The organism is Aristaeella hokkaidonensis, from assembly GCF_018128945.1.
Lineage (GTDB): Bacteria > Bacillota > Clostridia > Christensenellales > Aristaeellaceae > Aristaeella > Aristaeella hokkaidonensis.
This window is the reverse complement of the sequence record NZ_CP068393.1, coordinates 2,574,840-2,594,932: the sequence shown is the minus strand read 5'-3', so window position 1 is coordinate 2,594,932 and position 20,093 is coordinate 2,574,840. Positions and strand designations below refer to the sequence as shown.

Genomic DNA, 20,093 nt, shown 5'->3' with positions numbered 1-20,093 from the left:
GGAAACCGGAGGGAAAAGGGTCGCCCGGCAGGCGACAAATCAGCCCATGCCGGAGCCGAGCAGCGGCATATCCAGTTCGAAGAGCACTTCGTTGATGTCGTAGATATTGTAGATCCGGTGTTTGATGCAGTATTCCAGGACAAGATCAAACTTGCTGCTGCGGGTCAGGGCAAACCCGGCCTTCTTCAGCAGGGATTTGGTTTCCGGCAGGGTAAGTTCCAGCGCTACCGCAAAAGCGAGCACGGTGGGCTTGCTGGGTTTGTAGGCCGGGTTGGAATGAATTTTGCTGAACAGCTTCCGGTCCACATTGGCTCTCTTGTAGCACTGAGCGTCTGTCATGCCGCGTTCATCGATCAGCCGGATCAGGGCCTGGGAAAAACCTTCATCCGTCTGCTTCAGGATTTCATCCCAGTCGGGAGCAAGAGCGGGAGCGGGAGCCGGGGCGGACGCCTGGACTTTCGGTTCCGCCGCATCAGAGCAGGAGGTCCCCATAAGGGACTCGCAGATCTCCATGTCATAGTCCAGCGCGGCCTTTTCATCCGAATGCCAGAGGTTTTCACGGATATTTTCCCTTCTTCTCCGGATGCGGGATTCGGCATAGACGTCGTCGATGTATTCCTTCACGTCGCGGAACAGCTTTTTGCTGTTCAGGAAGGAGTCGCGTCCGAATACGACAAGATAGACCATCAGGTCATGGTTCATCAGGAAGCCGGTAATGGTTTCCACGGCCGCCGCCATGGCCTGGTCTCCGGGATAGCCGTAGGCACCGGCGGAAATCATGGGAAAGGCGATGCTCTGGCAGCCGTTCTCCACGGCCAGCTCCAGGGAATGACGGTAGCAGGCGGAAAGCAGTTCTTTTTCGCCGTTGTGCCCGCCGTGCCAGATGGGGCCGACGGTGTGGATCACATACCGGGCCGGCAGCCGATAGCCTTTGGTAATCTTCGCCTCGCCGGTTTCACAGCCGCCGAGGGTGCGGCATTCCGCCAGCAGCTCCGGGCCCGCGGCACGGTGAATGGCGCCGTCCACACCGCCGCCGCCCAGCAGGGAACGGTTGGCCGCGTTGACGATGGCGTCCACCTTCATGGTGGTGATATCATTTCTGACGATTTCGAAGGGCATGAGGACTCACTCTCCTTCCTGGGATTATTGTAGCAGAGCATTCGCGGGCGGTGCAAGTCCGGGATGGATTCCACTCGACAAGGCAGGGTTTTCATTGTATCGTATAGGAAGAGAATCAGATGCTGGAGGAGCACAGGACTGTATGAGAATTATCTTTGTCCGTCACGGTGAACCGGATTACGCCCATGACTGCCTCACGGAGATGGGGAAACTGCAAGCGGTGGAAGCCGCGGAACGCCTCCGGAATGAAGGCATTGAAGAGATATTTTCTTCTCCCCTGGGCCGGGCGGCTGAAACCGCGGCTGCAACGGCGGAACTGCTGAAACGGCCGGTGCAGACCCTGGATTATATGCGGGAGCTGCACTGGGGCAGCACGGACGGAAACCCGCTTCCGTCGAACGGCCATCCCTGGGACCTGGCGGACCTGATGGCGGAGGAAGGCTGGGATCTGACAAATCCCGGCTGGCGGGAACATCCGTATTTCAAAAACAACCAGGTGACCGCAAACGCGGATATGGTGGCGGAAAAGACGGACGAATGGCTGCGCTCCCTGGGCTATGAGCGGGAGGGTGCTTTTTACCGGTGTGTGAGGCCGGACAACCGGCAGAAGACGGTGGCGCTGTTCAGCCATGGCGGTTCTTCCGCCGCGGCCATGGGGCATATCCTGAACCTGCCGTTCCCCTATGCCTGCGGACTGTTCCACCTGGAATTCACCGGCATCACCATCATCCGGCTGGACAAAAATCCGGGCTCCCGGCGGCTGCCCTGCCTGGAACTGGCCAATGACGGACGCCATATTCACGGCCCTCATTACCACCGGCTGAACGATATGTAAGGACCGGAGGGACAGAAAATGATCGCAAGGGACAGACTGAGGAAAGCAATCCTGCTGCTGGTGGTGCTTCTGCTGCCGGCCTGGACTGTTTCTGCGTCCGCGTCCGGCGAGTGGCTGGCTTTCTCCGGGGAGAATGATCCGGCGGAGCTGCTCTTTCCTGTCCAGGAATATACCGGCACGGTCCGGATTACCTTCCTGGGGGACTGTACCCTCGGCGGGGAGGAGAAAACCCGGAACGCGGCCCGGGGGTTTAACCGGGTGATTGAGCAGAACGGGATGGAATATCCCTTCCGGAACCTGACAGCCCTTACGGCGGGGGATGACCTGACGGTGGCCAATCTGGAGGGTGTGCTTTCAGACCGGGATCTTTCCAAAGTCAAAAAGACCTATAATTTCAAAGGGGCCACGGCCTATACGGAAATCCTGAAGGCGGGATCCGTGGAATGCGTCACCCTGGCCAACAATCATTCCCATGACTATGATACTGCCGGATACCTGGATACGAAGGCGGCGCTGGATGCTGCCGGTATCGCTTATTTCGGCACGGACTGCACAGCAGTCTGGAAGAATGAGGACGGCCTGATGATTGGCTTCCTGGGCGTATCCGGATCGCTTTCCGGCAACCGGGCGAAGGATTATGCAAAGCGGGCGGACTTTCTCCATGCTGCCGGCTGCGCGGCAGTGATTACGGTGATGCATGCCGGGACGGAATACGCGTCCGAACCGGACGGCTATCAGCAGCAGATTGTAAACCGGGCCCTGGACTGCGGCACGGACCTGATCATCGGCCATCATCCCCATGTGGTGCAGGGCTGGGAGGAACGGAACGGTGTGCCGGTGGTCTACAGCCTGGGCAACTGTGTTTTCGGCGGCAACACCAACCCGAAGGATTACGACGCGCTGGCAGTGCAGGCGGAGCTTTTCTTCCGGGAGGGGGAGCTGGAAGAAATCACCCTGCGTTTCTATCCGCTCTCTGTTTCCGGTGAACCCGGGCGCAACGATTATTCACCGGTGCTGCTGGAGGGTGCGGACGCAGAGCGGGTGCTGAAAAAGATGGAGGAATCCACCGGGGTGTCTCCGGGCCGCTTTGATCCGGACGCGGGCGCGGTGGTCAGCGTTTCCGTAAAGCATTGAAATAACCTGCCTGCCGGGAAACCGGCAGGTTTTCTGTCCTGTCCGGCATTGCTGAGGACCGGGAAGGATGGTATAATCCAGACAGAAACGGATGCATTCTGAAACATTGACATACAGCAGGAGGGATGAAGATGAAGAAGATCATGTGTATGCTGACCGCTTTGCTGATGGCGCTGGCGCTGCTGTGCGGAACAGAGGCTGTGCCCGCGGCCCGGGCGGAGGAGGAATACACCCTGCCCCGGGAGGAGGGGACGCGCCAGCTGACCTTCTACTGGCAGGATGAGGAAGCGGATTACAGTACCTGCGACATGTGGATCTGGTATCCCAACGCGGACGGCCACGGGTACCTGTTCCATCCCTGCGCCTACGGGGTGAAGGTCGTGCTGAACGTACCGGAAGATGTCAGCGAGGTGGGCTTTATCGTCCGCCGCAGGTGTTCGGATCCCGGCGGAGTAAGCTGGGACGAGGCGACCAAGGACTATGACGGCGACCGCTACGCTGAAATCACCGGGGACACAACAGAGGTCTACCTGCTGCCCGGAGATGAGAACCAGTACAAGAGCAATGACGGCGGCGTGACGCTGTACCAGGAGAAGAAAATGACGATGGCAGGCATTGTGGAGCTGAACCAGATTCAGTATTACCTGAATCCGGCGGTACGGCTCGAGTCCATGGACCAGGTGACGGTGACCGAGCAGGAAACCGGCAGGAAACTGGAAGTGACCGGTCTTTCCAGCCTGAACAACAGCGTGATCGCCGGCAAGATCACCGTCGGGGAGGAGCTGGACCTGACCCGCTCCTATACAGTGCAGATTGAAGGGTATGACGCGATCACCGCGGTGCCTACCAATGTCTTTGATTCAGCCGCTTTCGCGGAAAAGTTCAACTATGACGGAGATGACCTGGGCGCCATACCCGGGGAAAACGGCACCGTCTTCAAGGTCTGGGCACCGACGGCTTCCCGGGTGGTGCTGAACCTGTTTGAGGCCGGTGACGGCGGGGAAGCGTATGACCGCGTGGAGATGACCCGGGGAGAGAAGGGCGTCTGGAGCGCGGAGGCTGCCTGCGGCGCGGGCACCTACTATACTTATTCGGTCACAACGGTTGTCGGGGAACAGGAAGCGGTGGATCCCTATGCAAAGGCAGTCGGCGTGAACGGAGACCGGGGCATGGTGATTGACCTGGACACCACGGATCCGGAAGGATTCGGAGAGGATGCTTTCATTGACAGCATCAACGCCTACAACGAGGCAGTGATCTGGGAAGTGCACGTCCGCGATTTCTCCAACAAGCTGGCTTCGTCGGCTTATCCGGGCAAGTACCTGGCTTTTACAGAACACGGCCTGAAAAATGCTTCCGGAGAACCGGCGGGCGTTGACTACCTGACGGATCTTGGGATTACCCATGTGCACCTGCAGCCGGTATACGACTACGCCACCGTGGATGAATCCTCCGATGAACCGCAGTTCAACTGGGGCTATGACCCGAAGAACTATAACGTGCCGGAAGGAAGCTACTCCACGGATCCGTTCCACGGCGAAGTCCGCATTAAGGAATTCAAGCAGATGGTGCAGGCACTGCATCAGAGCGGGCTGGGTGTGGTCATGGACGTGGTGTATAACCATACCTACGACGGGAATTCCTGCCTGAACCGGATTGTTCCGTATTACTACTATCGCTTCGATAACCGGGGCGGCTGGTCCAACGGGTCCGGCTGCGGCAACGAGACCGCTTCGGAACGTCCCATGTTCCGGAAATACATGGTGGATTCCGTCCGCTACTGGGCGGAGGAATACCATGTGGACGGTTTCCGCTTTGACCTGATGGCGCTGCATGACGTCCAGACCATGCAGGAGATCGAGGCCGCGGTGCACGCCGTGAATCCCCGGGCGATTATTTACGGGGAAGGCTGGACCGGCGGTACGACGCCCCTGATGGAAAACCGGCGGGCAAACCAGGCAAACATCAAGAAGGTTACGGCTTCCGAAGGCGCCATCGGCGCGGTCGCGGTGTTCAACGACGCGATCCGGGACGGCCTGAAGGGCAGCGTGTTCAATGCGAAGGACCGGGGCTATATCAGCGGTATCGTCAGTAAGAATACGGCCGGACAGGTGGTCTTCGGACTGACCGGCGGTGTGAAGAACACAATGGTATCCTGGTCTGTGCCGGGCAACGGCGTCATCAACTACATGGCCTGCCATGACAACCATACCCTGTATGACCGGCTGCTGACTTCCTGCTCCGTTGATTCGGAGGAGGACCGGCTGAAGATGAACCGCTTCGGCACCTCGATCATTATGATCGGCAAGGGTATTCCCTTCTTCCTGGCCGGTGAGGAGATGCTGCGTTCCAAGGGCGGAGACTCCAACAGCTATAAGTCTTCGGATGAAGTGAACAATATCCGCTGGGATGACCTGACGGCAGGCAGCGCCAATATGGCCATGCGGGATTTCTACCGCGGCCTGATTGCGATGCGGAAGGCGAATCCGTTCCTGACCGGCGGGGAGATCGCCTGTGAGGTGCTGGAGGATAACGCGATCGAAGTCCGCTGGACAGAGGATGAAAAGCTGGTTGCCTATGCCCTGGTCAATCCCAAAGCTGACCGGGAGGTGACCCTGCCGGAGGGTGAATGGCAGGCACTGCTGTATAACGAAACTATCGATCCGGAAGGCACGCAGACCCTCAGCGGAACGGTGACGGCGGCGGAGCGTACGGTGCTGCTGGTCCGGGCCAAATAAAGAAGGATAAGGAAAGCATGAGAAGTATACTGATTAAGGACACAACCCGGGAGGAACGGGCGGCTATTGTGGCGGAAGCCATCGGGAATACCGAGGGCGCCTGTGACGGCTGCGCACCCGGAATCATCCGGATGTATGAGGACTATATTGAAGGCCGTCTGGAACTCCGGGAGGTGAACGCGGCCTTCCGTGCCGGCTATGTTTCCGGCGGGGAAGGTCCGGAAAAAACCGGATGTGAAATGATGTAAGGAAAAACCAAAAGCTGCCGGGCGACCGGCAGCTTTTTGACACCCGTCCCGGCTTGCTTATTCCTCTTTAACCCCCTATAATGGGTGCAGGAAAAGAGGTGTGTGAACCGTGCGGCGGGAGAGGAATCAGTACATTTTTGCTTCGGAGCTCAACAGGAGAAACCGGAGCCATCATTTCCGCAACGCGGTTCTGATCCTGCTGCCGCTGCTGATCATTTTGCTGTGGGCGTTTAACGCTACGATTGCCCGCAGCGTGCTGCTTCACGAGGAAAAACTGACCATCCTGGACCTGCCGCCGGACCTGGAGAATTTCTCCATCCTGCATATCAGCGATCTTCACGGCGCACGGTTTGGCGAAGAACAGAAGGGCATCAAAAACGTGCTGGGGGATACGCGGTATTCCTGCGTGGTGATGACCGGCGATATGCTGGGGGAGGACGGAGACGTTGAGCCTCTGCTGGAGCTGATCCGCCTCATGCCCCATGATGTACCGAAATACCTGATCCCCGGTGACACGGATGGATCGTTTATTGAGACAAGGGCGCACAGCAGCCTTTCCGTATATACCGACTGGGCGGAAAAAGTCCAGGCGGCCGGGGTGATCCTCCTGGATAAGCCCGCGCTGATCACCCGGGAAAAGGGCCGGCTCTGGCTTGTGCCGGAAGAACTGTACGCATTGGACCTGCGGGGAATGCAGAGCACCCTTGAACAGCAGGCGGATGAACTGGGCCGCCGGGCTGCCTCACTGACGGCGGATGACGCTGCGCGGATGCGGTCGCTGGAATACGAGAAACAGCGGATTGAATCCGTGAAGGAAATCAAGAAAGAATTCACGACCGAAGATGTTCAGGTGGTGCTGACTCATACTCCGCTGAGCGAAGATTATGTTGCGGATATGATCGCCTGGTCGGAAAAGGACGACGCGTTTTCCATGCGTTACGCGTCCCTGATCCTGGCCGGACATTATAACGGCGGGCAGTGGCGTATTCCCTTTGTCGGCGCGATTTATGTGCCGGAACTGGGCTGGCTTCCGAAGGATAACCTGATCCAGGGGCTCAGCTACCTTTCCGGTATTCCTCAATATATCAGCCCTGGCATGGGATCGGATCCCCATTATGAGCACCAGCCGGGCAGAATCTTCAACAATCCTGTAATCACAAAGATTACACTGACCAGGAAAGCAGAGAGATAATATCATGTTTCGTATTCACCGGGAGGGACGGGGACGTCGTGAAATCAACATGACGGAAGGCCCGCTGCTTCCCCGGATTCTTGCCTTTTCGGGCCCGCTGATCCTGACGGGCATCCTGCAGCTTCTGTACAACGCGATGGACGTCATCGTGGTGGGCAACTATGCCGGTCATGAGGCGCTGGCCGCGGTTTCCTCCACCGGCTCGCTGGTGAGCCTGCTGGTAAACGTATTCATGGGGCTGGCTGTCGGAGCCAGCGTGGTGGTTGCCAGGTACTACGGTGCCCGGGATGTATGCGCAATGCGCAGGGCGGAGCATACCGCCATGACGATGGCGCTGTTCACAGGGATCGGTGTGGGTATCTTTGGTTTTGTGATGGCCCGGCCGCTTCTGCAGATGATGGATTCCCCGCCGGACGTGATTGACGGGGCCATGCTCTATGTGAAGATTTACTTCCTGGGAATGCCCGCCAATATGCTGTATACCTTCGGTGCGGCGGTGATGCGGGCGGTCGGGGATACGAAGCGCCCCATGGTTTACCTGATGATCTCCGGCCTGGTGAATGTGCTGCTGAACCTGCTGCTGGTGATCGTATTCCATATGGATGTGGCCGGCGTGGCCATTGCGACGGTAGCCAGTATGGTGGTCAGCATGATACTGGTGCTGATGTGCCTGTTCCGTACCCGCGGCGTCACCCAGCTGAACCTGAGCGAATGCCGGATTGACGGCAAAAGCCTGCGTGAAATTGTACGGATCGGCCTGCCTGCCGGGCTGCAGGGAAGCCTTTTCTCCGTTTCCAATGTGCTGATTCAGTCCTCTGTGAACACGTTTGGTTCCCTGGTCGTGGCCGGAAACGGCGTGGCGAGCAATATTGAAGGGCTGGTCTATACTTCCATGAACGCCCAGTACCAGGCGGATATGACCTTTGCCAGCCAGAATTACGGAGCCGGGAAAGCGGACCGGGTGCGGAAGACCCTCTGGTGCTGCATGGGCAGCGTAACCGTCATCGGGCTTGTACTGGGCCTGCTCGTCTGGCTGTTCGGAACACCGCTCATGAGCCTGTATAATTCCGATATGCAGGTGATATCCTACGGATTGATTCGTATGAGCGTTATCATGCCGACTTATTTCCTCTGCGGCCTGATGGACGTGATGGTCGGACAGCTGCGTGGCATTGGCTATTCCATCATGCCGATGATTGTATCCCTGACTGGGGCCTGTCTGCTTCGGATTGTCTGGATTCTGACGGTTTTCGCGCAGAACCATACCCTGACGACCCTTTATATGTCCTATCCGGTATCGTGGTTCGTGACCTTCGCGACCCATTTCCTCTGCTACATATTCGTTGCCAGGAAGCGGCTTGATAAGCTGGGAGCCGCGCCGGTGCCTGACTGACCTGTCTGAAGGAGGGCGGAAAGATGGATGCCGCGGTATCTGCTGCCCGGGAAAAACTGAAAAATGTCACGCCGCTGAAGAAAGACTGCGGCCGTGTTTGCGGTGCCCGCTGCTGCCGTCCCCTGGAGGGGGAGGAGACGGGCATGCTTCTTTTTCCGGGGGAAGCGGAAGCCTATGCGGACAGGGAAGGATGGACTGTCCGCCGTGCTTCACAGGGAGATATGGTGGTCTGCCCCGGAACCTGTGACCGGGAGGAGCGGCCGCTTTCCTGCCGGCTTTTTCCGCTGCTGCCCCTGATCGGGAATGACGGGACAATCCGGGTGGTGACGGATCTGCGGGCCCGGGCGGTCTGTCCGCTGGCGCGGCAGGGAAAAAGCGCGCTGGATCCCGCGTTCATTGAAGCGGTCCGGGAAGCCGGTGAACTGCTGGCACAGAGCGAGGAACAGGCAATGTTCCTGGATGTGCTGGAGGAAGAACAGGAAGAACTGAGAGAACTGCGAAAGAAATTCAGAATTCAGAATTAAGAATTCAGAATTATTACTGACAGACAATGCGGAAAACATTATGCAGCAGGTAAATCAAAGCTTGCTGGGTATTATTGATTTCATTGAGGTGAATGGTTTTTGGGTTGAGGACGGGACTGGAGGTGCCAAAGCATGTTTGAACAGGTGAAGGCGGAAAAGGAAGTATTCGGAAACGGTGAAAACCTGCTGGTATGCGGCAGCGTGATGAAGCTGCCGGATGAGATCCGGGCACTGGCCGGAAAGGCACAGTGCGTGTATGTGGATCCGCCCTTTATGACCGGGGAAAAGTTCATGCGCCGCCGGCCGTACGGCGAGAAAGGCTGGAAGACCGGAACGCCCGCGCCGCGCTATCCGGCCTATGAAGACCGGTATACCAGTGAGAAACAGTACCTGCGCCTGCTCCGGCGGGTGATTTCCGTTGCAAAAACCCTTCTGAATGATACCGGCGTCTTTTATCTCCATCTGGACTGGCGCATGTCCGCGCCTGCCCGGCTGATGTGCGACCGGGAATTCGGCAAGACCCGTTTCCTCAATGAGATTATCTGGAGCTATGAAAGCGGCGGCCGGGCGAAGAAGTACTTCTCCCGCAAGCATGACGTTATTCTCCTCTACGCAAAATCCAAAGACTATTTCTTTGACCTGACCCGGGTGCCGTTGGCCCGCGGGGACGGGAAACGGAATCATATGGCCCGCGGCCGGGATGAACAGGGCCGGCTCTTCTCCTATATCACCTCCAACGGCAAGGAGTACCGCTATTATGATGACGAGCCGGTTTATCCCGGAGACGTCTGGAATGATATCAGCCATCTGCAGCAGCGGGATCCGGAACGCACCGGATACGCGACTCAGAAACCGCTGAAGCTGCTGGAACGGCTTCTGCTCCCGGTGACCAATCCCGGGGACCTGGTGGTGGATTTGTGCTGCGGCAGCGGCACGGCGCTGGAAGCCGCCCAGAAGCTGGACTGCCGTTTCGCCGGCCTGGACCTGAATCCGGAAGCCGTGGCAATCACTTTGTCCCGGCTGAAACCGGAGAACCTGACGGTGCTCTGTCCCTGCGGCGGAAAGGCGGAATTGCTGGCGGAGAACGAGGAGAACCGCTTCCGGATGGATGGGCTGGAGGTCTCCCATCCCGCTTTCCCGGCCCGGACAACTCCGCTGGACAACCTGGAAAGCTGGGAGACAGGCACCCTGGAGGACGGCGTCTTCCGGGCGGATCAGTGCTTCCGGCGCAGCTACCGTTATCCGGAACTGCAGCAGCTCCTGAAGACGGAAAAACCGGTATCCGCGATTATGACCACGGACGCCGCGGGTATCCGCCGGGCATTTGAAATAAAATAAGTTGTGTGATCGTCGTTCCCACTCTGTTGTCGCCTGATGGCTCAACAATCGTGGACTCCTGTAACAAAGGATTTGTTGTCCCAAATTGAAATTTGGACAAATCCGTTTGTTCCCCTTGTCTTTTATGAAAACCGATGATACGATACATCTGAGATCCGGCGGGAGTGATTCCCGCTGCAGAGATAAATGTGTATTTTGAATTGTGAATTTTGAATTGGAGGATCTGTACATGGCAGCGAAAAAACCCGCAAAAGCTGATAAGGCTCCCGTCTCCGAAGGCAGCAGCATTCAGGAAGAAAAGCTCAAAGCGCTGGAGCACGCGCTGGCCGATCTGGACAAGCAGTTCGGTAAGGGTGCCGTGATGAAAATGGGAGCCGATGCGGTCAACCGCGATATCCCCGTGATTCCCACCGGCTGCCTGACCCTGGACTATGCCCTGGGCGTCGGCGGTATTCCGCGGGGCCGGATCGTTGAGATCTACGGACCGGAATCTTCCGGTAAAACCACCGTTGCCCTGCATGTGGTGGCGGAGGCGCAGAGAGCCGGCGGTATCGCCGCTTTCGTGGACGCGGAGCACGCCCTCGATCCCCTTTACGCGAAGAAGCTGGGCGTCAAAATTGACGAGCTCTACGTTTCCCAGCCGGATACCGGTGAGCAGGCCCTGGAGATTACCGAAGCGCTGGTGCGCAGCGGCGCGCTGGACGTGGTGGTTATTGACTCCGTGGCTGCCCTGGTGCCGAAGGCTGAAATCGACGGTGAAATGGGTGACTCCTTCGTGGGCCTGCAGGCCCGCCTGATGAGCCAGGCCCTTCGTAAGCTGACCGGCGTGATCAACAAGACCGGCTGCGTGGCGATCTTCATCAACCAGCTGCGTGAAAAGGTCGGCGTGATGTACGGTAACCCGGAGACGACTCCCGGCGGCCGCGCGCTGAAGTTCTATTCCTCCGTCCGCCTGGATGTCCGCAAGGGTGAAGCCCTGAAGAACGGATCTGAAATCATCGGTAACCACACCAAGGTCAAGGTGGTCAAGAATAAAGTGGCTCCGCCTTTCCGCGTTGCCGAGTTCGATATCATCTACGGTGAAGGCATCAGCAAGGAAGGCACCCTGCTGGATATGGCCGTGGAATACGGCATCATCACCAAGAGCGGCGCCTTCTTCTCCTACGGGGATCAGCGCCTGGCCCAGGGCCGGGATAATGCCCGCATCTACCTGCGTGAGCATCCGGAACTGACCGCGGAGATCGACCAGAAGGTTCGCGCCATCCTCTTTGCGCCCAAGGATCTGACTCCGGACGAAGCCAAGGCCGTGGAAGCCCAGAAGCAGGAAGAAGAGGACGATCTCGCCCTGCTGGATGAGGACATCTGATTTACCGAACAAACCGGATTAGCACTCTCGACACGAGAGTGCTAATTTTTTCTTGCAATTCATGTATCAGGGTGCTAAAATACGTGTGTCAAAAGGATTGAGGCCCGGCAAAGGACTGCCGGGCAGCATTTTTCATGATTGTATTGTCTGGGGGTATATAGCAATGAAGAAAGAAAAAGGTTCCGTATCGATTGACGCGCAAAATATAATGCCGGTCATTAAGCGCTGGCTGTATTCTGACAAGGATATCTTCCTGCGGGAGGCGGTTTCCAACGCCTGCGACGCTATCACCAAGTTCCGGATGCTGCATCCGGACAGTGAGGAAGCCATGAGCGTGACCGTCACCGTGGATAAAGAAAAGAAGGAGATCCGGATTGCTGATACCGGTATCGGCATGACCGCGGATGAAGTCCGTAAGTACATTAACCAGGTGGCTTTCTCCGGCGCCGCGGAGTTCATGAAGCAGTTTGAGAACGAGAAACCGGAGGAGAAGGGCGATATCATCGGCCACTTCGGCCTGGGCTTCTACTCTGTCTTCATGGTCAGTGACAAGGTGGAGATCCAGACCCTCAGCAGTGAGGGCGAGGCGGATCCGGTTCACTGGGTATCTGAAGACGGAATGAGCTTCGAGCTTTCCGGCGGCAAGCGTAAGGCCCACGGCACGGATATCATCCTGCATATTACGGATGAGGAAAAGGAATTCCTGGATGTGTGGAAGGTCCGGGAGGTCCTGAACCGCTACTGCGGCTATATGGCTTATCCGGTGATGCTGGAGGATGCCAACGCGAAGCCCGTGGAAAAGGATGTTCCCGTCGGGGACGAGAAGAATGAGGACGGCACGCCGAAGACCGAAAAGGTCATCGAGGTTCCGAAGCCCCAGCAGATCAACGAGACTGCTCCCCTGTGGCTGAAAAAGCCTTCGGACTGCACGGATGAGGAGTATAAGGAGTTCTACCACAAGGTCTTCATGGACTTTGACGATCCGCTGTTCTGGATTCACCTGAACGTGGATTATCCCTTCAACCTGAAGGGCATCCTGTATTTCCCGAAACTGAAGAACGATTTCGGCACCCATGAAGGCCAGATCAAGCTCTTTGCGGGCCAGGTCTTCGTGGCGGACAACATCAAGGAAGTCATCCCCGAATTCCTGATGCTGCTCAAGGGCGTCATCGACTGCCCCGACCTGCCCCTGAACGTCAGCCGTTCCTTCCTGCAGAACGACGGCTACGTGAAGAAAATCAGCGCCCACATCACCAAGAAGGTGGCGGACAAGCTGAACAGCCTGATGAACACCGAGCGGGAGACCTACGAAGGCTACTGGGACGATATCGCACCCTTCGTCAAGTACGGCTGCATCAAGGACAGCAAGTTCTTCGACATGGTGAAGGATTCCATCCTCATGAAGAAGACTGACGGCAAGTACTCCACCATTGCGGAATACAAGGCTGCCAACTTCGACAAGACTGACAAGAAGGTCTATTACACCAACGACGAAAAGCGCCAGGCGGCTTCCGTCAAGCTGTATACGGACCGGGGCATTGAGGTCGCAGTCATGAGCACCCTGATTGACGGCAACTTTATGTCCTTCATGGAATACCAGGGCAAGGAGGAAGACCGGGTGACCTTCGCCCGGGTGGACGCGGATATCGACGGCCTGAAGGAGGAATCCGAGGAAGGCAAGGATCTGGACGCGGACAAGCTGCAGACCCTGTTCCGGGGCGCCCTGGGCAAGGATAGCCTGGAAGTGAAGCTGGAATCCCTGGGCGACGCGGATATGACCGCCATGGTCACGGAAGACGAGCAGATGCGCCGCTACAAGGAAATGAGCCGCCTTTACGGCCAGAACTTCCCGATCCCGGACAGCTTCACTCTGGTGCTGAACCGCCGCAATGCCACCGTGCAGGCGCTGGCCCAGCGGGATCCGGAGGACGAAACCACCAAGATGCTCTGCTGCCAGGTCTACGACCTTGCCCGTATGGCAGCCCAGCCGCTGGAAGCAGAAGAAATCACCACCTTCCTGGACCGCAGCCGCAAGCTGCTGGCTATGCTGGTCAAATAACCTGTTATCACCGCGCGCGCCCGTTTCCGGACGCGCGCTTTTCAGTTGGGTTGCCCGGAAACGGAATGAATGATATGATGAGGCGGAAATCCGATATGCGGAAACAAACAGGGAGAATCATATGCTTGTTTTAAAGAATATCGTCAAGGACTATGCCGCCGGAGACGCGAAGGTTGAAGCGCTCCGGGGCGTTGACCTGGTCTTTGGTGAGAGTGAATTTGCCGCGATCCTGGGACCTTCCGGCTGCGGCAAGACCACGCTGCTGAATATCATCGGCGGCCTGGACCGGTATACTTCCGGGGATCTGATCATCCGCGGAAAGTCCACAAAGCAGTTTACGGAGCGGGACTGGGATACCTACCGGAACCATTCTGTGGGTTTTGTTTTCCAGAGCTATAACCTGATTCCGCACCAGACGGTGCTGGCCAATGTGGAACTGGCCCTGACCCTCTCCGGCGTCAGTCGGGAGGAGCGGCGTACCCGGGCGGTGGAAGCGCTGGAACAGGTCGGCCTCGGGGACCAGCTGAAGAAGAAGCCCAACCAGCTCAGCGGCGGCCAGATGCAGCGGGTGGCGATTGCCCGGGCGCTGGTCAACAATCCGGAAGTCCTGCTGGCGGACGAGCCCACCGGCGCGCTGGACAGCGAAACCAGTCTCCAGGTTATGGAGATCCTGCGCCAGGTGGCCAAAGACCGGCTGGTCATCATGGTCACCCACAATCCGGAGCTGGCGGATCAGTATGCCACCCGGATTATCAAGCTGCTGGATGGCAAGATCGTCAGCGACAGCGCCGCGGAAGGCGAGCGTACCGGAACCAGCGAGGCGGAACAGGGCGCTGATTCCCAACGGAAAACTTCCATGGGCTTCCTGACGGCCCTGAACCTGAGCCTGAATAACCTGATGACCAAGAAAGGCCGGACGATCCTGACAGCCTTTGCCGGATCCATCGGCATCATCGGTATCGCGCTGATCCTGAGCCTGTCCAACGGCGTGAACCGGTATATTGAGCGGGTACAGCGGGATACCCTGTCCTCCTATCCGCTGCAGATAGACGAGCGTACCGTGGACATGACGGACACGGTGGCGGGACTCATGGATCTGGACCTGGAGGGTAAGGACCGGGCGGACGGCAAGGTGTACTCCGGCAGCCGCATGACCCAGCTGATGAGCTCCTGGATGAGCGGCGTGACGGAGAACGACCTGGCCGGTTTCAAGGCCTGGCTGGAGGATCCCGCCAATGATATTGAGCGGTATGTTTCCGGTATCAGCTATGAATACAATACCCCGCTGCTCCTGTACCGCACGGACCTGGAAATACCCATCCAGGTCAACCCGTCCACGGTCATGGAATCCTCCGGCATGGCGGATATGATGAGCCTGATGGGATCGGGAACCGGTATCCAGGAAACGATGATGAATACCACCGCACGCCGGATGAACGTGTTCACGCCCCTGCTGAACAATGACGAGCTGCTGAAGTCCCAGTACGCTGTGCTGGCCGGCCGCCTGCCGGAGGCGAAGGACGAAGTGGTGATTGTCCTGAACAGCCGGAATGAACTGAGTGACTATACCCTGTACTCCCTTGGCCTCCGGGACCAGAGTGAGCTGAAGGAACAGTTTGACCAGCTGATGCGCGGCGTGGCTATCGAGACGGAAGACCTGGAGTTCTCCTATGAGGAACTCATGAATATGCGCTTCCGGATGCTGCTGAATACGGACGTGTATACCCGGTCGGGAACGCTGTGGACGGACAGCTCCGGGGACGCGGAGTATATGGCCCGGAAGCTGGAAGAAGCCATGGAGCTGAAGATCGTGGGTATTGTGAAGCCCGCGAAGAGCGGCCTGACTTCCGAATCCGGCGGCATTGGCTACCGGACGGAGCTGGTGGATTACCTGCTGGCCCAGGTGCGGGACAGCGAAATCGCCCGAGAGCAGCTGGCGAATCAGGAAACGGACGTCTTTACCGGCCAGCCCTTCTCCGCTGTGGCCCAGGACGCCCTGTCCCTGCTGGACTCCATGGAAGTGGAAGACTTCATGGAAATGCTGGAAAGCCGGGGACTGATTCCTTCCGGCATGATCCCGAAGGAGTACCGGCCCTTCCTGACCAAGGACCTGCTGAAGCAGTTTGTGGGCCAGGGCGTGATGATGATCAGCGGAAACACACTGGAAGCGAACCTGGAGAAGATGGGAATCAGCGATCCGGACAAGCCGGCTTCCGTCTATATTTATCCGAAGGACTTTGAATCCAAGAACCGGATCACCGAAAAGATCGAGGCCTATAACGCGCAGGTGGGTGAGGAGCATGCCGTCCGCTACACGGATTACGTCGGACTGATGATGGATTCCGTAACGACCATCGTGAATGCCATCTCCTATGTGCTGGTGGCCTTTGTGGCCATCTCCCTGGTAGTCTCCTCCATCATGATCGGTATCATCACCTATATCAGCGTGCTGGAGAGGACCAAGGAGATCGGTATCCTCCGGGCTATCGGCGCGAGCCGCCGGGACGTCTCCCGGGTCTTCAACGCGGAAACGCTGATTGTGGGCTTCGCGGCAGGCGTGATCGGTATCCTGGTCACGCTGGGACTGACTGTGATTGCCAACATCATCCTCAGCGGTCTGACGGGAATTCCGGATATTGCGGCCCTGCCGCCCATGGCCGGGGTGATCCTGGTAGCCATTTCCATGCTGCTGACGCTGATCGCCGGTATTATCCCTTCCCGGATTGCCAGCCGGAAAGATCCGGTGGTGGCGCTTCGCACGGAGTGAGAAGCAAATTCAGAATTCAGAATTCAGAATTTAATGTGGTATATCCGTGGTTCAGTATGATCTCCAACCAGAGGATGGAAGTTACTAATCATTATGAATTATGAATTGAAAACGGAGGGACAGGTTATGTTCAGTGAAGCCAGGGGCGATTCTGTACAGATCGCGAGGGAGTATATGGATTCCCTGCTTGTGGAGAGCCGGGTGGTCGGCGCGGTGAAGCCGGACACAACCTTCCGGTTCCTGGGAGAAACCTTCAGCATGCCGTTTATGACCGCGGCGCTCAGCCACCTGGACCTGGCGTCCATGGCGGAGGGTGCGAAGGAGGCGGGCGCCTGTGTCAGTATCGGGATGGGCGGCAATGAAGAGATGGGCAAAGTCCTGTCCACCGGCGCAAAGGTGATCAAGATCATCAAGCCCTACGCGGATGAAAAGGAGATCATGAGCCGGATCGAATACGCGGAGGAGCACGGCGCCCTGGCAGTCGGTATGGATGTGGAGCATGCGGTCAACGTGGAGGATGCGGAGGATTCCGTGGTCATGGGCCTGCAGATGAAGCAGCCGACTCTGGAGGAACTGGAGAAATATATCCGGGCAACAAAGCTGCCCTTCCTCATCAAAGGTGCGCTGAGCGCGGCGGACGCGCTGCGCTGCCGGGACCTGGGGGCCGCCGGCCTGGTGCTGAGCCATCATAACGGCCTGATGCGGTATGCTGTACCGCCGGTAATGATCCTGCCGGAGATCCGGAAGGCGGTGGGCAGCGACCTGCTCCTGGTTGCGGACGGCGGGATTGAAACCGGTTTTGACGCCTTCAAGGCGCTGGCCCGCGGCGCGGACGCCGTGACCATGGGCAAGGCGCTGATGGGTCCCCTGAAGGACAAGGGAGCGGAAGGCGTAAAAGAAGCCCTGCAGAAGGCGAACGGCCAGCTGCAGGCGATGATGATCCGCACCGGAACGAAAAACCTGAAGCACATGGATCCGTCTGTGATCTGGGAGCCTGCCGGATACAGGCACGGATAAAAAAAGAAAACGTCTCTGACCTTTGGTCAGGGACGTTGTTTATTCCTTGGGAAGCATGGCCGAGCTTTTGATGCGCCTGCCCAGCCGGCGCTCCGTATAATCCCGCAACAGGGTGAAGGGTGCGGTTTCTTCCGGGGTGTTGACCCAGGCGGCGGAGCCGGTGGTCAGCGCTTTCCGCATCCAGCGAATCTGCCCGGGAGAGAGGGGCGCCTGATCCCGGCGGCTTTGGCAGCTGTCGCAGCAGATGCCGCCTTCTTCCGCGTCGAAGAAAAGCGGGGCATTTTCCTCCGGCTTCTTTCCGCAGAACACGCAGTGGTTCAGCCGGGGTTTGAAGCCCTGGCAGGCGGCAAAGTGAAGCAGGAATCCGGCCAGCAGCGGCTTCCATTCCTGGTCGGAAAAGGTGAGCCGGGACAGGGTGTGAAGCAGCAGCATAAACAGCTCCTGCTGTTCCTGCTCGGGTTCCGCCACGGCTTCCGCCAGGTTCAGCAGCCAGATGCCGCAGGTCAACCGGTCGTAGTCGTTCCGCAGGGGGTAGAAGGTTTCAATCAGCTTGACGGAGGTTACCGTGATATGTCCGCCGTTTTCGTGCAGCATATAATCCCCCAGCGCGAACAGCTCGCCGGAGTTCAGGTTGTGGGATTTGGGCTTGCGGCAGTTCCGGATGATGGCGTCAATCCGACCCCGGGAAGGGGAAAGAAGGGTGACCATCCGGTCATTGTCCCGGTAGTTCACATGCCGCAGCACGATGGCGGTATTTTCTGTCTGAATCATGGTATCCTCAGCGTTCCGGGCCTGTTTGCAGGTTGGCGTATTTCCTAAAGCTATGCTATCATATGGGACAGTTGAATGCAAGCGAACGGGCTGTTGTGAAGAGTGTTAAGTGAAGAGTGTAGAGTGAAGAGTTCCTCCTGCGGAGGCAGGAGGAGAAAGGAGACAGATCATCACCATGGACGAACTGCTGCTTCGCAAGGCGCAGCACGGTGATCCGGAAGCGTTTGAACAGCTGATCACGCCGTTGGAACAGCTGATCTGGCGGATCTGCTGGCACTATACGGGCAACCGGGAAAGCGCGGAAGACTGCGGCCAGGAAACCATGATCCGGATCTGGCGGAGCCTGGACAGCTACCGGGGTGACTGTGCCCTGGAAAGCTGGGTATACCGGATTGCGGCCAACTGCTGCATGGATTACCTGCGAAAGAAAAAGCGGGACAAGAGCGTGTCGATGGAACCGATGCAGGAACAGGGCTTTGATCCGGCGGATCCTTCACCGGGAACGGAGGAACAGGTGGTCGCCGCGGATGAGCAAAAGCGCCTGCGGGAGGCAATCACACTTCTGCCGGAGGATCAGCGGGAGGCGCTGATCATGACCCAGCTGGAAAAGGTACCCTATGAGGAGGCGGCCAAACTTCTCGGGGTATCGGAGGGCACGATCAAAAGCAGGGTCAACCGGGCAAAAGCAAGACTGAAAGAAATCCTGTCGGGAGAAAGGGAACTTTCTCCGCCGGGGAACGTCAAAATAGATGAAAGGAGGTCGCGGTCATGAAACAGACAGACACGGAAAAGATGCTTCAGAATGATCCGGAACTGGACGCCCTGCTGGATCAGATGGCGGAGGATGTTCCGCCCATGCCCGCGAGCTTCCATGACAACTGGATGAGTGCCATCCGGACTGAAGCCAAACAGGCCGCTCCTGCGGCCGAAGAAACGGAAGAAAAGAAACCGGTATCCATCGTCCGCTGGACAAGAATCCTCAGCGTTGCCGCAATGTTTGTGTTCCTGATCGGCGGCACGCTGCTGTACCGGAACACAAAAGGCACCATGAGGCCGGCCATGAGCGCAGAAAAGAAGGAAGCGGCGGTCATGACGGAGATGGCTGTTACAGCCGTGGAGGAAGCGGCAGAGGAAGAGGCAGAATCCGAAGCCTGTGATCCGGACAGGGATGCCGGGAACATGCCGCTTTCCGCAAGCATTCCCATGGCGGTTGCGTCTGACGCGGCGGCCGCGGATACCAAGTCGTATGAGGCGGAGGTCAATGAAGCACCGGCCATGGCTATGGGAGCTGCTGTAGAGGAAGACGCTGTATATGAAGCGGCGGAGGCTGCGGAGGAACCGATGCCTGTACCGGCAGCGACATCCATGCCCACTGCGGAACCGGTTCCCGAACCGGAAGAAGCGGGAACGGCGGATGAACCGGAGACAACTGAACAGTCCGGACTGCTGCAGCAGGCAGGGGAATTTTTCACGGATATGGGCGATTTTCTGCTGTCTGCGCTGCCATACCTGGCGGTGCTGGCGGTACCGGCTGTGGCTGCCCTGCTTCTCAACCGACGGAAAAAACATAAGAGCAACTGATCGATTCTGAC

At 57.9% G+C, this 20,093-nt stretch carries 16 protein-coding genes; 14 read left to right on the top strand and 2 right to left on the bottom strand.

Annotated features, from left to right (window positions below; genetic code table 11):
- Positions 1-39: 39 nt before the first annotated feature.
- A complete protein-coding gene (locus tag JYE49_RS11860; protein ID WP_093957281.1) occupies positions 40-1,119 on the bottom strand; it encodes an O-acetyl-ADP-ribose deacetylase in 1,080 nt (359 codons plus the stop codon).
- Positions 1,120-1,261: 142 nt separating this feature from the next.
- On the opposite strand from JYE49_RS11860, the gene JYE49_RS11855 reads away from it, so the two are divergent.
- The 12 genes from JYE49_RS11855 (at position 1,262) to JYE49_RS11800 (ending at position 17,730) form a co-directional block, all read left to right on the top strand.
- On the top strand, positions 1,262-1,954 hold the full coding sequence (locus tag JYE49_RS11855; RefSeq protein ID WP_179217325.1) for a histidine phosphatase family protein: 693 nt from the start codon (positions 1,262-1,264) through the stop codon (positions 1,952-1,954).
- 18 nt (positions 1,955-1,972) lie between these two features.
- A complete protein-coding gene (locus JYE49_RS11850) occupies positions 1,973-3,088 on the top strand; it encodes a CapA family protein (RefSeq protein WP_093957283.1) in 1,116 nt (371 codons plus the stop codon).
- A gap of 131 nt (positions 3,089-3,219) precedes the next feature.
- A complete protein-coding gene (gene pulA, locus JYE49_RS11845) occupies positions 3,220-5,826 on the top strand; it encodes a type I pullulanase (RefSeq protein WP_179217326.1) in 2,607 nt (868 codons plus the stop codon).
- A 17-nt stretch (positions 5,827-5,843) separates the two neighbouring features.
- A complete protein-coding gene (locus JYE49_RS11840; protein ID WP_093957285.1) occupies positions 5,844-6,074 on the top strand; it encodes a purine biosynthesis protein PurH in 231 nt (76 codons plus the stop codon).
- 109 nt (positions 6,075-6,183) lie between these two features.
- Positions 6,184-7,266, top strand: coding sequence for a metallophosphoesterase (locus JYE49_RS11835; RefSeq protein ID WP_093957286.1), 1,083 nt, complete (start codon positions 6,184-6,186; stop codon positions 7,264-7,266).
- Between the two features lie 4 nt (positions 7,267-7,270).
- Positions 7,271-8,659, top strand: a complete 1,389-nt coding sequence (locus JYE49_RS11830) for an MATE family efflux transporter (protein ID WP_283399380.1) — start codon at positions 7,271-7,273, stop codon at positions 8,657-8,659.
- 23 nt (positions 8,660-8,682) lie between these two features.
- On the top strand, positions 8,683-9,183 hold the full coding sequence (locus tag JYE49_RS11825) for a hypothetical protein (RefSeq protein WP_093957288.1): 501 nt from the start codon (positions 8,683-8,685) through the stop codon (positions 9,181-9,183).
- 132 nt (positions 9,184-9,315) lie between these two features.
- On the top strand, positions 9,316-10,521 hold the full coding sequence (locus JYE49_RS11820; protein WP_093957289.1) for a DNA-methyltransferase: 1,206 nt from the start codon (positions 9,316-9,318) through the stop codon (positions 10,519-10,521).
- Positions 10,522-10,750: 229 nt separating this feature from the next.
- Positions 10,751-11,887 carry a recombinase RecA gene (recA, locus tag JYE49_RS11815; protein WP_093957290.1) on the top strand — a complete coding sequence of 379 codons (1,137 nt, stop codon included), beginning with the start codon at positions 10,751-10,753 and terminating at the stop codon, positions 11,885-11,887.
- A 163-nt stretch (positions 11,888-12,050) separates the two neighbouring features.
- A complete protein-coding gene (gene htpG, locus JYE49_RS11810) occupies positions 12,051-13,946 on the top strand; it encodes a molecular chaperone HtpG (protein WP_093957291.1) in 1,896 nt (631 codons plus the stop codon).
- 121 nt (positions 13,947-14,067) lie between these two features.
- Entirely contained in the window at positions 14,068-16,713 is a 2,646-nt protein-coding gene (locus JYE49_RS11805) for an ABC transporter ATP-binding protein/permease (protein ID WP_093957292.1), read from the top strand.
- Positions 16,714-16,806: 93 nt separating this feature from the next.
- Entirely contained in the window at positions 16,807-17,730 is a 924-nt protein-coding gene (locus JYE49_RS11800; protein WP_283399381.1) for an alpha-hydroxy-acid oxidizing protein, read from the top strand.
- 39 nt (positions 17,731-17,769) lie between these two features.
- On the opposite strand, the gene recO is transcribed toward JYE49_RS11800, so the two are convergent.
- A complete protein-coding gene (gene recO, locus JYE49_RS11795) occupies positions 17,770-18,501 on the bottom strand; it encodes a DNA repair protein RecO (RefSeq protein WP_093957294.1) in 732 nt (243 codons plus the stop codon).
- Between the two features lie 175 nt (positions 18,502-18,676).
- Between recO and JYE49_RS11790 the strand changes: the two genes are divergently transcribed.
- Complete coding sequence (locus JYE49_RS11790; protein ID WP_093957295.1) at positions 18,677-19,273, top strand: RNA polymerase sigma factor; 597 nt, start codon at positions 18,677-18,679, stop codon at positions 19,271-19,273.
- Positions 19,270-20,082: a hypothetical protein gene (locus JYE49_RS11785; RefSeq protein WP_093957296.1), complete on the top strand. Its 813-nt coding sequence runs from the start codon at positions 19,270-19,272 to the stop codon at positions 20,080-20,082. Before JYE49_RS11790 ends, JYE49_RS11785 begins: the two co-directional genes overlap by 4 nt.
- Positions 20,083-20,093: the final 11 nt, after the last annotated feature.

What these genes read in the sequence shown, in the direction of transcription:
- JYE49_RS11850 (WP_093957283.1), top strand. Translation starts at nt 1,973, where the DNA reads ATGATCGCAAGGGACAGACTGAGGAAAGCAATCCTGCTGCTGGTGGTG.
- JYE49_RS11840 (WP_093957285.1), top strand. Translation starts at nt 5,844, where the DNA reads ATGAGAAGTATACTGATTAAGGACACAACCCGGGAGGAACGGGCGGCT.
- JYE49_RS11800 (WP_283399381.1), top strand. Translation starts at nt 16,807, where the DNA reads ATGAATTATGAATTGAAAACGGAGGGACAGGTTATGTTCAGTGAAGCC.
- JYE49_RS11790 (WP_093957295.1), top strand. Translation starts at nt 18,677, where the DNA reads ATGGACGAACTGCTGCTTCGCAAGGCGCAGCACGGTGATCCGGAAGCG.
- JYE49_RS11820 (WP_093957289.1), top strand. Translation starts at nt 9,316, where the DNA reads ATGTTTGAACAGGTGAAGGCGGAAAAGGAAGTATTCGGAAACGGTGAA.
- recO (WP_093957294.1), bottom strand. Translation starts at nt 18,501, where the DNA reads ATGATTCAGACAGAAAATACCGCCATCGTGCTGCGGCATGTGAACTAC.
- JYE49_RS11860 (WP_093957281.1), bottom strand. Translation starts at nt 1,119, where the DNA reads ATGCCCTTCGAAATCGTCAGAAATGATATCACCACCATGAAGGTGGAC.
- JYE49_RS11830 (WP_283399380.1), top strand. Translation starts at nt 7,271, where the DNA reads ATGTTTCGTATTCACCGGGAGGGACGGGGACGTCGTGAAATCAACATG.
- htpG (WP_093957291.1), top strand. Translation starts at nt 12,051, where the DNA reads ATGAAGAAAGAAAAAGGTTCCGTATCGATTGACGCGCAAAATATAATG.
- JYE49_RS11855 (WP_179217325.1), top strand. Translation starts at nt 1,262, where the DNA reads ATGAGAATTATCTTTGTCCGTCACGGTGAACCGGATTACGCCCATGAC.
- JYE49_RS11785 (WP_093957296.1), top strand. Translation starts at nt 19,270, where the DNA reads ATGAAACAGACAGACACGGAAAAGATGCTTCAGAATGATCCGGAACTG.
- pulA (WP_179217326.1), top strand. Translation starts at nt 3,220, where the DNA reads ATGAAGAAGATCATGTGTATGCTGACCGCTTTGCTGATGGCGCTGGCG.
- JYE49_RS11825 (WP_093957288.1), top strand. Translation starts at nt 8,683, where the DNA reads ATGGATGCCGCGGTATCTGCTGCCCGGGAAAAACTGAAAAATGTCACG.
- recA (WP_093957290.1), top strand. Translation starts at nt 10,751, where the DNA reads ATGGCAGCGAAAAAACCCGCAAAAGCTGATAAGGCTCCCGTCTCCGAA.
- JYE49_RS11805 (WP_093957292.1), top strand. Translation starts at nt 14,068, where the DNA reads ATGCTTGTTTTAAAGAATATCGTCAAGGACTATGCCGCCGGAGACGCG.